At 73.6% G+C, this 12,953-nt stretch carries 13 protein-coding genes; 8 read left to right on the top strand and 5 right to left on the bottom strand.

All coding sequences use genetic code 11. The features are described 5' to 3' along the window. Positions 1-115: 115 nt before the first annotated feature. Genes GJR97_RS17775 through pnuC form a run of 3 tightly spaced genes read left to right on the top strand, consistent with a single transcriptional unit; the run spans position 116 to position 3,181 of the window. On the top strand, positions 116-2,062 hold the full coding sequence (locus tag GJR97_RS17775) for a thioredoxin domain-containing protein (RefSeq protein ID WP_154348052.1): 1,947 nt from the start codon (positions 116-118) through the stop codon (positions 2,060-2,062). 28 nt (positions 2,063-2,090) lie between these two features. Continuing rightward, positions 2,091-2,510 (top strand): DUF3054 domain-containing protein, encoded by a 420-nt coding sequence (locus GJR97_RS17770; RefSeq protein ID WP_154348051.1) that lies wholly within the window; start codon positions 2,091-2,093, stop codon positions 2,508-2,510. Beyond that, positions 2,507-3,181 (top strand): nicotinamide riboside transporter PnuC, encoded by a 675-nt coding sequence (gene pnuC, locus GJR97_RS17765; protein ID WP_324613670.1) that lies wholly within the window; start codon positions 2,507-2,509, stop codon positions 3,179-3,181. The genes GJR97_RS17770 and pnuC overlap by 4 nt, the downstream gene beginning before the upstream one ends. A gap of 36 nt (positions 3,182-3,217) precedes the next feature. On the opposite strand, the gene GJR97_RS17760 is transcribed toward pnuC, so the two are convergent. After that, positions 3,218-3,550 (bottom strand): hypothetical protein, encoded by a 333-nt coding sequence (locus GJR97_RS17760; RefSeq protein WP_154348050.1) that lies wholly within the window; start codon positions 3,548-3,550, stop codon positions 3,218-3,220. Between the two features lie 226 nt (positions 3,551-3,776). Here GJR97_RS17760 and GJR97_RS17755 point away from each other — a divergent pair, with 226 nt between their 5' ends. From GJR97_RS17755 to GJR97_RS17740, 4 genes are all read left to right on the top strand, one after another. Then, complete coding sequence (locus GJR97_RS17755; RefSeq protein WP_324613669.1) at positions 3,777-5,369, top strand: DUF7059 domain-containing protein; 1,593 nt, start codon at positions 3,777-3,779, stop codon at positions 5,367-5,369. Between the two features lie 76 nt (positions 5,370-5,445). After that, positions 5,446-6,378: a DnaJ domain-containing protein gene (locus GJR97_RS17750; RefSeq protein WP_154348048.1), complete on the top strand. Its 933-nt coding sequence runs from the start codon at positions 5,446-5,448 to the stop codon at positions 6,376-6,378. Between the two features lie 48 nt (positions 6,379-6,426). Further along, positions 6,427-7,710: a M18 family aminopeptidase gene (locus tag GJR97_RS17745; RefSeq protein WP_154348047.1), complete on the top strand. Its 1,284-nt coding sequence runs from the start codon at positions 6,427-6,429 to the stop codon at positions 7,708-7,710. A 128-nt stretch (positions 7,711-7,838) separates the two neighbouring features. After that, positions 7,839-8,348, top strand: a complete 510-nt coding sequence (locus GJR97_RS17740) for a rhodanese-like domain-containing protein (RefSeq protein WP_154348046.1) — start codon at positions 7,839-7,841, stop codon at positions 8,346-8,348. A gap of 73 nt (positions 8,349-8,421) precedes the next feature. Here the strand turns inward: GJR97_RS17740 and GJR97_RS17735 are convergent, their stop codons facing one another. Together GJR97_RS17735 and GJR97_RS17730 are read right to left on the bottom strand one after the other, a co-directional pair. Further along, complete coding sequence (locus tag GJR97_RS17735; RefSeq protein ID WP_154348045.1) at positions 8,422-8,613, bottom strand: hypothetical protein; 192 nt, start codon at positions 8,611-8,613, stop codon at positions 8,422-8,424. A 63-nt stretch (positions 8,614-8,676) separates the two neighbouring features. Beyond that, positions 8,677-10,050, bottom strand: a complete 1,374-nt coding sequence (locus GJR97_RS17730) for an L-serine ammonia-lyase (protein WP_324613668.1) — start codon at positions 10,048-10,050, stop codon at positions 8,677-8,679. A 149-nt stretch (positions 10,051-10,199) separates the two neighbouring features. Between GJR97_RS17730 and GJR97_RS17725 the strand changes: the two genes are divergently transcribed. Further along, positions 10,200-10,799: a GNAT family N-acetyltransferase gene (locus GJR97_RS17725; protein WP_154348044.1), complete on the top strand. Its 600-nt coding sequence runs from the start codon at positions 10,200-10,202 to the stop codon at positions 10,797-10,799. Positions 10,800-10,987: 188 nt separating this feature from the next. On the opposite strand, the gene GJR97_RS17720 is transcribed toward GJR97_RS17725, so the two are convergent. Both GJR97_RS17720 and GJR97_RS17715 read right to left on the bottom strand, forming a co-directional pair. After that, the gene (locus tag GJR97_RS17720) at positions 10,988-11,596 is read right to left on the bottom strand and encodes a CoA-binding protein (protein ID WP_154348043.1); all 609 of its coding nucleotides are present in this window, start codon (positions 11,594-11,596) and stop codon (positions 10,988-10,990) included. Then, the gene (locus GJR97_RS17715) at positions 11,593-12,912 is read right to left on the bottom strand and encodes an O-acetylhomoserine aminocarboxypropyltransferase/cysteine synthase family protein (protein ID WP_154348042.1); all 1,320 of its coding nucleotides are present in this window, start codon (positions 12,910-12,912) and stop codon (positions 11,593-11,595) included. The genes GJR97_RS17720 and GJR97_RS17715 overlap by 4 nt, the downstream gene beginning before the upstream one ends. Between the last annotated feature and the right edge of the window lie 41 nt (positions 12,913-12,953).

Raw genomic sequence — 12,953 nt, 5'->3', positions numbered from 1 at the left:
GAGAGTAGGACACCGCCGGACATCCATTCCAGAAGAGCCACCCCAACGGGGTGGCTCTTCTGCGTTAACACCTCACCCCACCCCCACACACCAGAAGCGGGCATACGCTGGATCGATGGGGATCCGACTGGCCGGCGCGGTGAGTCCGTACCTTCGCGCGCACGCAGGCAACCCCGTGGACTGGTACCCGTGGGGCGAGGAGGCCTTCGCCGAAGCGCGTCGCCGCGACGTTCCGGTGCTGGTGTCGATCGGCTACGCGACCTGTCACTGGTGCCACGTCATGGCCCGCGAGAGCTTCAGCGATCCGGCCATCGCCGAACTCCTCGACGAGGGCTTCGTCGCGATCAAGGTCGATCGGGAGGAGCATCCCGAGGTCGATGCGAGCTACCTGGCCGCGGCATCCGCGTTCACCCGTCAGCTCGGCTGGCCCCTCACCGTGTTCGCCCGCCCCGACGGCCGCGCGTTCTACGCCGGCACCTACTTCCCGCCGCGCGCGCAGCAGGGGATCCCGTCGTTCCGCGACGTGCTCGAGGCCGTCGGCGAGGCGTGGCGCGAACGCCGCGACGACCTGGATCACACCGCCCAGGCCGTGGGAGCGGCGATCGCCGCGGCATCCGGCGCCCGAACCCGCGCCGCCGCGCTGCCCGACCGCGCGGCGCTCGACGACGCGGTGCGGGAGCTCGGCACGGACGAGGACGTCGTGCACGGCGGATTCGGGTCTGCGCCGAAGTTCCCCGTCGCGCCCGTCCTCGGCTTCCTCGCCGCGGCGGGTGGGCCGGGACGAGGGCTCGCGATCCGCACGATGCGGAAGATGGGCGCGTCGCCGCTCCGGGACCCGGTGGAGGGCGGCTTCTTCCGTTACGCGACGCGTGCGGACTGGAGCGAGCCGCACTACGAGCGCATGCTCACCGACAACGCCCAGCTCCTCGAGGTCGCCGCCGAGCTCTCGACGGGTGACGATCGCCAGGTGTTCCTCGAATCCCTGGCATCGGGCGTCGTCTCGTTCCTCTCGGACCGGATGCAGCTGCCCGCGGGTGGCTTCGCCGCGGCCCAGGACTCCGAGAGCATCATCGACGGTCGCCGCGACGAGGGCGGCTACTACCGGCGGGATGCCGCGGGCAGGGCGCACCTCGAACCCCCGGCCCTCGACGCGAAGCTCCTGACCGGGTGGAACGGGCTCGCCATCGGCGCGCTCGCGCGCGCCGGCCAGGTGTTCGGCGACGCCGACGCGATCTCGACCGCGCGACGCGCGGCCGACCGGCTCCTCGTCGACCACGTGCGCGCGGACGGAACGCTCGTGCGTGCGTCCCTCGACGGCCGCGCATCGCGCGCGACCGCCACCCTCGAGGACACCGGGATGCTCGCCGGCGGACTCGTACGGCTCGCCGCGGCGACCGGGGAGGCGCGGTACGCGGTCGCGGCGCGCGAACTCGTGGACGCCGCGGCCGAGACGGCGGCTGCCGCGTCCGGCGGGAGCGCGGCGCCGGCCGAGGGCGTCGGGGAGGAGGACCACGCACCGTTCGCCGCACCCGGCGGCGGCGACCCGGTGCTCGCCGCGCACGGACTCGGCTTCGCGGACGACCCCGCGGAGGGGGCGTCGCCGTCGGGGCTCACGGCGTGCGCCGATGCCGCGTGGCGTCTCGCCGCGATCGGCGCGGGGGACCGATACCGGGAGCTGGCGGAATCCGCCATGCGCATGGTCGCCGGCATCGCGCCGACGCGACCGATCGCGTTCGGAGGTGCGCTCGGCGTGATGGCGCGGCTCGCGGCTCCGCTCGTCCAGCTCGTCGTGATCGTGCCCGACGGCGACGACGAGGACTCGGCGCCCGCCGGGCAGGCGCGCCCCGCGGCGGAGCTCGCCGGGGAGGCGCGCCGGCAGGAGGCATCCGTCACCGCCATCGTCACCGAGGCGCAGGCCGGAGCGCTGGCGGACGCCGGATTCGAGTTGTTCGCCGGACGGTCGCTGCGAGACGGCCGTGCCGCGGCCTACCGGTGCCGGTCCTTCGTGTGCGCACTGCCCGTGACGACCGCCGGCGAACTCCGGCGGCTCGCCGTCGGCTAGGGGATGTCGGGCGACCTACGATGGTCGCATGCCCGCGCCCTCTCGTCCCTCCGTCACGGCGGTCGTCGCCGTCGCGGTCGACGTCGTCCTCGTGGTCGTCTTCGCCGCGATCGGCCGAGGCAGCCATCGCGAGGTCGTCGACGCCGCGGGCGTCTGGCAGACGGCGTGGCCGTTCCTCGTCGGCCTCGCGATCGGATGGCTCGTGGCGCGCGGGTGGCGCCGTCCGCTCGCCGTGCGGCCGACCGGCATCGCCGCGTGGCTGTCGGCCGTGATCGTCGGCATGCTCCTGCGCCTCGTGACGGGGTCGGGTGCGGCGCTCGCGTTCGTCGTCGTCGCGACCCTGACGCTCGCCGCGTTCCTGCTGGGGTGGCGGGCCGTCGCCGCACTCGTGCGGCGGCTGCGACGCGACCGCTCGGCGTCGCGCAGCGACGCGGCGGTCGCCCCGTGAACCCGATCGCGTGGTTGTTCGACGCGCAACTGGTGATCGGCGACCAGGTCATCCTCTGGCGTGAGATCGTCGGCAACGCGTTCGGCCTGGCATCGGCCCTCGGCGGCCTCCGCCGCAAGGTGTGGGCGTGGCCGGTCGGCATCATCGGGAACGCCCTGCTCTTCACGGTCTTCCTCGGGGCGGTGTTCGGCACGCCGAATCCGGTGAACCTGCTCGGCCAGGCGGCGCGTCAGGTCATGTTCATCATCGTCTCGATCTACGGCTGGATCCAGTGGTCGCGCAACCGGCACGGCGACGCATCCGCGCCGGCCGTGACGCCGCGCTGGGCGACGGGCCTCGAGCGCGTGCTCCTCGTCGTGCTGCTCGTCGGAGGGACGCTCGCGCTCACCCCGATCTTCCGAGCGCTCGGGTCCTTCGAACCGGTCTGGGCCGACGCCTGGATCTTCGTCGGCTCGCTGCTCGCGACGTGGGGCATGGCGCGCGGCTGGACCGAGTTCTGGCTGATCTGGGTCGCGGTCGACATCGTCGGCGTTCCGCTGCTCGTGAGCGCCGGGTACTACGCGTCGGCGCTGCTGTACCTCTTCTACGGCGTGTTCACGCTCATCGGCTTCGTCACCTGGATGCGCGTCCAGCGGCGGGCGGACGCGGCGAACGCCCCGGCTGCGACCTGACGCGGTCGAACACCGAAGCGGACTGCGCGGCGGACCTCACCAGGCGGTCGGCACGCGGCCGAGCATGCTCCACACCGCGGTGCTCAGCTCGGGGTGGTCGATCGCGATGTCGCGGAGGATCTCGAACTCGAAGCGCTCGACGGCGCCGCGCCGCGCGGTCGGGTGGTAGGCGCGCGCCCGCGCGGGGCTCCACCGTTCCGAGTGCAGGCGTTCCTCGCGGAGCGTCGCGACGACCTGTTCGTCGACCGAGGGCAGCTCGGGCAGGAACGCCCACGGGTCCTCCCCGAGGCGGCACCGCAGTTCGATGAGTGCGGAGAGTTCGTCCCGCGCGTCCTGTCGCAGGCGCTCGAGCGTGGTCGGCTCTGCCATGTGCGACCTCCCCTCGCTCGTCCGATCGTAACCGACGGTACTTGGCGCGTGTGTCGTCCGGGTTACACGCCCCGGTGGTGCATGGACGCGCGGTGACGCGCAGGCGGCGAGCCGATGACGCGGCCGCGACGCGCGGGCGATCGTGAGGTGAACGCCCCCGCTCCTCGGTCGCGTCGGCGGTCGCGGGCTCCGGCGGATGCCGCATCGGGACTGGTTGAATACCACCGTGAGCACACCCGCCGGCGAGCGCGACGACCCGCACGACACCGACTCCGTCGACGCACTCGCGGCCGACCTCGACGCCGCGGGGTACACGGTCGCGGGGATCGAGTCGCTCTGGGAGCGCGGCGCCGACGAGACGTCCACCCATCCCGGCGCGGCGCTTCGCCGCGGCCACCGCGTTCCCGCCCTGCTCGCGCTCGCGCACGTCGGGACCGACCAGCGCCCGCTGGCGACGCTCGTGCGGTGCTTCGTGCTCGGCGTGCCCGTGGCATCCGTCGACCTCGCCGCGGCGCTGCCGGGCCTCGGCGTCACCCGGGCCGAGGCGCTCGGCATGGTCCGCATCGAGGGCGACGACGCGGTGCCGCTCATGGACCTGCGGCCCTACGCGTTCACCGACGCCGCCGGACCCGGGGAGTGGTGGATCGCATCGGACCCGGGCGAGCTGGCGACCGGTGGCGCACTCCCGGAGGAGTACGTGCTCGGCGTGGGCGGCGCCTCGTTGACGCTCAGCGGCCTCCTGCTGCAGCGGCCCATCGCGACCGCCTTCGACCTGGGCACGGGGTGCGGGATCCAGGCGATGCACGCGTCGCGCTTCAGCGACCGCGTCATCGCGAGCGACATCTCGGAGCGGGCGCTGCGATTCGCGCGGTTGAACGCCGCGCTCAACGGCATCGACGGCATCGACTTCCGGCTCGGGAGCCTCTACGAACCGCTCGCCGGCGAGCGGGTCGACCGCATCGTGTCGAACCCGCCCTTCGTGATCACGCCGCGCCGCGACGGTGTCCCGGCGTACGACTACCGCGACGGCGGCCTGGTCGGCGACGCGATCGTCGAGGCGGTCGTCCGAGGCGCCGCCGGTCACCTCGCTCCCGGCGGGATCGCGCAGCTGCTCGGGAACTGGGAGTACCGGCGTGCCGGAGACGACCTCGCCGACGGGCTCGAACGCGTCGCCGGATGGGCCGCCGACGCGGGCCTCGAGTACTGGATCGTCGAGCGCGAGCGTCAGGATCCCAGCGAGTACGCCGAGACGTGGATCCGCGACGGCGGAACGCGACCGGGCACGCCCGAGTTCGAGGCGCTGCACGGCGCATGGATCGAGGACTTCGCCGCGCGCGAGGTCGAGTCGGTCGGATTCGGCTACGTGCTGCTGCGTCGCCCGGCCGACGGGCGCGTGCCCTCGCTCGGGCGAGCCGAACGGCTGCACGGCCCGCTCGGCGACGTCTCGGGCGGGCTCGCCGCCCACCTCGAGGCGTGCCTCGCGGCAGCCGACCTCGTCGAGGCGCTCGACGACGACGCCCTCCGCGCGCTGCGCCTCGCCGTCGCCGAGGACGTGACCGAGGAACGCCACCACTGGCCCGGCGCCGAGCAGCCGACCGTGATCCTGCTGCGACAGGGCGGCGGCTTCGGTCGGGTCGTCGACGCCGGCACCGGCCTCGCGGCGCTCGTCGGCGCGGCCGACGGGGACCTGCCGCTCGGCGTGCTCGTCGACGCCATCGCCGACCTGCTGGAGGTCGACCGAGCCGAACTCTGGGACGAGCTCGCGCCCGCCACGCGGGAGCTCGTGGCGGGAGGGATGCTGCGCCCGATCGTCGACTGAGGCGGCCTCGGGGGCCGCACACGGCGATATCCCCGACGGCGGCGGTATCCTCGTGGCTGCCACCGAAAGCGAGCCCATGCCCGACTCCCCACTGTCCGATTCGCCCTACGAGGTGCTCGGCGTCGCCTCCGATGCGGATGCCACGGCGCTGCGCCTCGCGTACCGGCGAGCGCTGCGCCACGCGCACCCCGACACGGGCGGCGACGTCACGCGGTTCCACGCGGTCCAGCGCGCCTGGGAGCTCATCGGCACCCCGGAGGCGCGCGCGGCGTTCGATCGCGGGTCCGCCGGCGGGATGGCGGAGCCCCAGCACGAGGCCTGGGCGCCCTCGGCCCCGCGCCCGCGCCGCGACTCGCGGCCGATGGCGCGCGCCTACGGCCACCCCGGCGGATGGACGCGCGAGCGCTACCTCGACCTCATCCGGGAGTGGGCGGGCCGCGGCGTGACCCTCGACGACCCCTACGACCCGTCGCTCGTGCGCTCGGCGCCGCGGGACATCCGTCACGTGCTCGCCGACGCGCTCGCCGAGGAGGAGACCGCGCGTGCGCTCGCGACACTCGGCATCGCCTACACGGTGTGGCACGACATCGCGACGGATGCCGCGGGCCCCGGCTTCCCGCCCAAGCTCGACCACCTGGTGCTGGGACCGACCGGGCTCATCGCGATCCAGTCCGAGGACTGGGGCGGACCGGTCGCGTTCAAGCGCGGCGAGCTCATCGGGGAGGCGCTCGCAGGGGAGCGGCCCATCCGGTTGCTCGCAGCGCGCGCGAAGGCGGTCACCCGTGCGGCGCGCGTGAAGCCGACCGCGCTCGTCGTGGTCGTGCCCGACGAGTACGCGGGCGCACCCATCGAGGTCGGCGGATCGGTGCGCGGCGCGGCGGTCGCGCTCGTGCGCCGGTCGCGGCTCGCGAGCGCGATCCGCGAGGGCGTTCCCGGGTCGCCCGTCCTCGGCGGTGCGGATGTCATGGAGATCCGCGCGCGGCTGCAGGCGACCATCCGGTTCGCCTGAGCGTCGCCGGCGGTCCGGGGCGCCGTCGAGGTTTGCGAAGATGGGGGGATGGGCACCCCTGACGTCGACGCGTACATCGAGGACTTCACCGCGTTCGTGACGGCATCGCCGTCGTCGTACCACGCGGCCGAGGAGGTGGCCCGCCGGCTCCAGGAGGAGGGGTTCGAACGCCTCGACGAGCGCGACGCCTGGCCGAGCGGCGCGGGGCGTCGGGTGGTCGTCCGCGACGGCGCCGTCATCGCCTGGGTGCAGCCCGACGGCGCGCAGGCGACGACCCCGTTCCGGATCCTCGGCGCGCACACGGACTCGCCGTCGTTCAAGCTCAAGCCCAACCCCTCGAGCGCGGCCGCCGGACTCTCCCAGGCGAACGTCGAGGTCTACGGCGGCCCGCTGCTGAACTCCTGGCTCGACCGCGAGCTGCGACTGGCCGGCCGCCTCGCGACCCGCGACGGCGCGACCCACCTCGTCGCGACGGGGCCGCTGCTGCGCATCCCGCAGCTCGCCGTCCACCTGGACCGCGGCGTCAACTCCGACGGGCTCACGCTCGACAAGCAGCGCCACGTGCAGCCGATCTGGGGTGTCGAGACGAGCGGCGAACCGACCGACGTCGTCGCCCACCTCGCCGCGCTCGCCGGGATCGACCCCGAGGAGGTCGTCGGGCACGACGTGCACGTCGCCGACTCGGCGGCACCCGCCCGATTCGGTCGCGGTGACGTGTTCCTCGCCTCCGGCCGCATGGACAACCTCACGTCGGTGCACGCGGGGCTCACCGCGCTCCTGGGCGCGCCCGACGACGCCGAGCACGTCAGCGTGCTCGCCGCATTCGACCACGAGGAGCTCGGATCCGAGTCGAGGTCGGGCGCGAGCGGACCGTTCCTCGCCGACGTCCTGGCCCGCATCGGCGCCGGTCTCGGGGCCGGCGTCGAGGACCGCCGCCGTGCGTTCGCCGCGTCGTGGCACGTCTCGAGCGACGCCGGCCACGCCGTGCACCCGAACTACCCGGAGCGCCACGATCCCGTGAACCGCCCGGTGCTCGGCGGCGGGCCGCTCCTGAAGCTCAACGCCAACCAGCGCTACGCGACGGATGCCGCGGGGTCGGCCCTCTGGGCCGCGGCGTGCCTCGCGGCCGGCGTGCCCACGCAGCAGTTCGTGTCGAACAACGCGATCCCGTGCGGCTCGACCATCGGGCCGCTCACGGCCACCCGCCTGGGCATCCGCACCGTCGACGTCGGGCCGCCGCTGCTCTCGATGCACTCCGCGCGGGAACTCGCGCACGTCGAGGACCTCGCCGCGCTCGGCGCGGCGATCGGAGCCTACTTCCGCGGTGCGTGACGTCGGGCGGCGACGGCGCGGCTGAGGCACGGCGCCGCGCGCACGGCCCGCACGATCTGGCGGGATGTCGCGCAACGCGGGCCGGAATCGCGCCCGGGACCCGGCACGGCCGGTGGGAGCATCGGAGCATGACGAACCCGACCGCTCCCGTGCCCGCCGCTCCCGCGGCATCCGTCGACGGGCTCTTCGCCCACGTCGCATCGCCCGCCGAGGCCGTGCGCCACTTCCGGGCACGCCTCGGATTCGAGACCGACGTGTCCGACGTGTCGGCGGCGCTCGCCGCACCCGACCCCGGCTTCGTGCTCGTCGACACGCGCAGCGAGGCCGCCTGGGCGGCCGGCCGCATCCCGGGCGCCGTGCACCTGCCCGGGCGTCGCATCGCCGAGGTCGCGCCGACGCGGTTCGCGCGCGGGACGGCCGTCGTCGTCTACTGCTGGGGGCCGGGATGCAATGGCGCGACCCGCGCGGCGCTCGCGTTCGCGAGCCTCGGGCACCCCGTGAAGGAGATGCTCGGCGGATTCGAGTACTGGGTGCGCGAGGGGTTCGAGGTCGAGCACGACGGCGGCCGCGAACGGCGCGCGGTCGACACGCTGACCAACGTGGAGACCGGGGCGCCGATCGTCGAATGCGCCTGTTAGGGGGACACGGAGGCCGCGCGGCGAGTCGGGTTCGCGCGTGCGGGCGGCCGGCCGGGCCGGGCCCGGCGACCGATCAGCGCAGTGGGCCGCGCCGCTGCTCGAGCCAGAGCGTGTGCTCGCGAAGGCCGTTGCGCACGGCCGCCTTGACGATGAGATAGCCGATCCAGACGCTCAGCGCGATGAACGCGAGGTAGATGAGCGAGCCGATGACGAGCACGGCGACGCTCTGGCCGAGGAGCAGGCTGGGGTCGATGTTCGGGTCCACCCGGCTACCTTCGCAGAATCGCGGTCCACGGCGGAAGCGACCCATCCGGGGGACACGGTGCGGTCAGCACTCGATGACGTTGACCGCGAGGCCGCCCTCGCTCGTCTCCTTGTACTTCGACATCATGTCGATCCCCGTCTGGCGCATGGTCTCGATGACGGTGTCGAGCGACACGATGTGCGTCCCGTCGCCGTGCAGGGCGAGGCGCGCGGCCGAGACGGCGGTCGACGCGGCGATCGCGTTCCGTTCGATGCACGGCACCTGCACGAGTCCGGCGACCGGGTCGCACGTGAGCCCCAGGTGGTGCTCCATCGCGATCTCCGCCGCGTTCTCGATCTGCTGCGGGGTGCCGCCCAGCACGGCGCAGAGCCCGCCCGCCGCCATCGCGCACGCCGAGCCGACCTCGGCCTGGCACCCGCCCTCGGCCCCCGAGATCGAGGCGTTCTTCTTCACGAGGCTCGCGATCGCGGACGCGGTCAGCAGGTAGCGGCGGATGCCCTCGCGGTCGGCGCCGGGCACGTACTTCAGGTAGTAGTGGCCGACCGCGGGGATGATCCCGGCAGCCCCGTTCGTCGGCGCGGTCACGACACGCCCGCCCGAGGCGTTCTCCTCGTTGACCGCGAGCGCGAAGGCGTGCAGCCACTCCGTGGACGTGTCGCGGACGTGCTCGTCCCGGTCGTACTCCTCGAGCCGGCGACGCACCTCGGGTGCGCGGCGCTTCACGCGAAGGCCGCCGGGGAGCGTGCCCTCGGTCGCGAGCCCGTGCGCCACGCACTCGGCCATGGCGTCCCAGATCGCATCGATCCCGGCGACGATGCCCTCCTCGCCGTGTACGGCGACCTCGTTCCGCCAGGCGACGTCGCACAGGCTCACGCCGTGCTCGTCGCAGAGCGCGAGCAGCTCCGCCGCAGTCGAGTAGGGCAGCGGATGACGCAGTGCCTCGGCCTGCTCGGGCGCGTCGCCGTCGCGGCGGATGAAGCCGCCGCCGACCGAGTAGTACGTCTCCTCGGCGATGGGCAGGGCGTCGTCGTCGCCCCACGCCTGCAGGGTGAGCGCGTTCGGGTGTCCGGGGAGCCGCGTGCGGGGCTCCAGGCTGACGTCGGACTGGGACATCCGCACGGCGTGGTGCCCGGCGAGCAGGACCTCGGCGCCGTCGCCGAGCCGGGCCCACGCGCTGCGGACGTCGTCGGGGTCGCAGTCGTGGGGGGCGAGGCCGCCGAGGCCGGCGACCACGGCGTCGGGCGTGCCGTGCCCGAGTCCCGTCGCTCCGAGCGAACCGTAGAGCGAGCAGGTGATCCGCCGCACGCGCTCGAGGCGCCCGTCTTCGGCGAGTCCCTCGACGAAGACGCGCGCGGCCCGCATGGGTCCGACCGTGTGGGAACTCGAGGGGCCGACGCCGATCGAGAACAGGTCGAGGGCTGAGACGAACGCTGTCACCCCTCAAGGCTACGTCGCAGCACGCGCAGTCATTCGCCGCGGATTCGAAGAATCGTGCGTCGCCCGCCGTTGGGGGCATCGGAATGCGCCGTGCGTGGCCATGGTGCCGCTCGGCCGGGGCACAGGCGGGGACGCGTAGGCTGGTTCGGATGCCCACGACCGACGCCATCCCGACGTTCCTCCCGCCCGCCTCGACCACGGGCGGGCTGGTCGTGCGCCGCATGCGCGAGGACGAGGCCTCGCGAGTCGGCCGACTGGTCCGCGATGCATACGCGGGGGACTACGAGCTGACGGAGGCCTACCTCGACGAGATCGAGGCCGTCGACGAACGCGCCCGCGAGCACGAGGTCTGGGTCGCGGTCGACACCGGCGCCGGGGCGCTGCTCGGCACCGTGACCACGCCGCGTCCCGGTCGGCGCATGTCCGCCGTCGCGCGACACGACGACGAGCTCGACTTCCGGTTCCTCGGCGTCTCGGCCGACGCACGCGGCCGCGGCGTGGGCGAGGTGATCGTGCGGCACGTCATGGCGCTCGCCGCGAGCCGCGGCATCCGTCGTGTCGTGCTCAACACCGGCGAGCAGATGCGCCCGGCCCGACGTCTCTACGAGCGGATGGGGTTCGAGCGGATCGAGGATCGCGAGTTCACGTTCGAGCGCCCCGACGGCACGCCGGTGCACATCCTGGCGTACGGGATCGACGTGCCCGGCGTCACCGGCGGTCCGGCCGTCGCCACGGCACCGGCCGCCTGACGGTCGCGCTCGCCCGACGGCCCCAGGCCGCGTGAGATCATCGCGGCCGAGCCCGTCGTCGGGCTGAAGGTCGCCGATCGCGTCGACGCCCTCGCCCTGGTCCGATGGCGCCCGACCTGTTCCTCCGCGCCGAGCTCGACGCCGCGTCCGGCTGAGCCCGTGCGAGGCCGGGCGCCCCGGCGCCGGCCTCAGCGCCCGCCGCGGCGGCTCGTGATCTGCCCGGTGTCGAAGCCCAGCAGGTGGAGCCCGCCGTGGAAGCGCGCGTGCTCGACCTTGACGCAGCGGTCCATGACGACCGTGAGGCCCTGCTCCTCGCCGTAGTAGGCGGCCTGCTCGTTCCAGATGCCGAGCTGGACCCAGATGGTCTTCGCGCCGATCGACACGACGTCGTCGACCACCGACGGGATGTCGCTGCCGCGACGGAAGACCACGACGATGTCGGGCACCTCGGGCAGGTCCTTCAGGCTCGCGTACGCCGGCTGCCCGAGGATCTCGGTCTCGTTCGGGTTCACGAAGTACACGCGGTAGTCGCTGGACTGCTGCAGGTAGGTGCCCACGAAGTAGCTCGAGCGCTGCGGCTTCGGCGAGGCGCCGACGATGGCGATCGACTTCGCGGCGTTCAGGATGCGCAGGCGCTGCTTCGCGTCGGGACCGATCCACGTGCGCTGCGACTTCAGCAGCTTGGCCAGCGGCGAGCTCGCCGGGAGCTCGCACGACAGGCCGTTGACGAGGCGGACCGTCGCGACGTCGGCCGCGGCATCCGTCGCGGTCACGTCGGTCCCGCTCGCGATGCTCATCGGGCGCCTCCCACGGCGGTCAGGACGCGGTCGCGCGTCGCGGCGGTCAGTGCCTGGTCGAGGTCGGCGATGATGTCCTCGACGTCCTCGATGCCGACCGAGAGGCGCACGACGCCGGGCAGCACGCCCGCATCGACCAGCTGCTGGTCGGTGAGCTGCGCGTGCGTGGTCGACGCCGGGTGGATGATGAGCGTCTTCGCGTCGCCGATGTTCGCGAGGTGGCTCGCCAGGTTCACCGACTCGATGAGCTTCTGGCCGACCTCGCGGCCGCCCTTCACCTCGAAGCTGAACACCGAGCCGGGGCCCTTCGGCAGGTACTTGCCCGCTCGCTCGAAGTGCGGGTGGTCGGGCAGGCCGGCCCAGAAGACACGCTCGATGCGCGGGTCGGCGTCGAGCCACTCGGCGACCGCGCGCGCGTTGTCGATGTGCGCCTGGATCCGGTACGGCAGCGTCTCGACGCCCTGCGCGAGCAGGAACGCGGAGTGCGGCGCGAGCGCCGGCCCGATGTCGCGGAGCTGCTCGGCGCGCAGCCGGGTGAGGAACGCGTACTCGCCGAAGTTGCCCGACCACTGCAGGCCGCCGTAGCTCGGCACCGGCTCACCGAACAGCGGGAACTTCTCGGAGTGCCAGTCGAACCGGCCCGACTCGACGACGACGCCGCCGAGCGTGGTGCCGTGGCCGCCGAGGAACTTCGTCGCCGAGTGCGTGACGAGGTCGGCGCCCCACTCGATCGGCCGATTGAGGTACGGGGTCGCGATCGTCGAGTCGACGATGAGCGGGATGCCGTGCGCGTGGGCCACGTCGGCGAGGCCCTCGAGGTCGGCGACCTCGCCCGACGGGTTCGCGATCGTCTCGACGAAGATCGCCTTCGTGCGCTCGGTGATCGCCGGCGCGTAATCGGCAGGGTCGGAGGAGCGGACGAACGTCGTCTCGATGCCGAATCGGCGGAGCGTGACATCCAGCTGCGTGATCGAGCCGCCGTAGAGGTTGGCCGAGGCGACGATGTGGTCGCCCGAGCCGGCGAGGCTCGCGAACGTGATGTACTGCGCCGACAGCCCGCTCGCCGTGGCGACCGCGCCGAGGCCGCCCTCGAGGCTCGCGACGCGCTCCTCGAACGCCGCGACCGTGGGGTTCGCCAGTCGCGAGTAGATGTTGCCGTACTTCTGCAGTGCGAAGCGCGCGGCGGCATCCGCCGTGTCGTCGAAGACGAACGCGCTCGACTGGTAGATCGGGAGCGCGCGGGCGCCCGCCTCGGCGTCGGGGATGTTGCCCGCGTGGATGGCGCGGGTCTTGAAGCCGTATTCGCGGTCTGCCATGGGGACACGCTAGTCCGGTCCTCCCCGGCACCCGCCCCCGG

It is taken from the genome of Agromyces kandeliae (assembly GCF_009674665.1).
Taxonomy (GTDB): Bacteria; Actinomycetota; Actinomycetes; order Actinomycetales; family Microbacteriaceae; genus Agromyces; species Agromyces kandeliae.
This window is presented reverse-complemented; position numbering and strand designations above follow the sequence as displayed.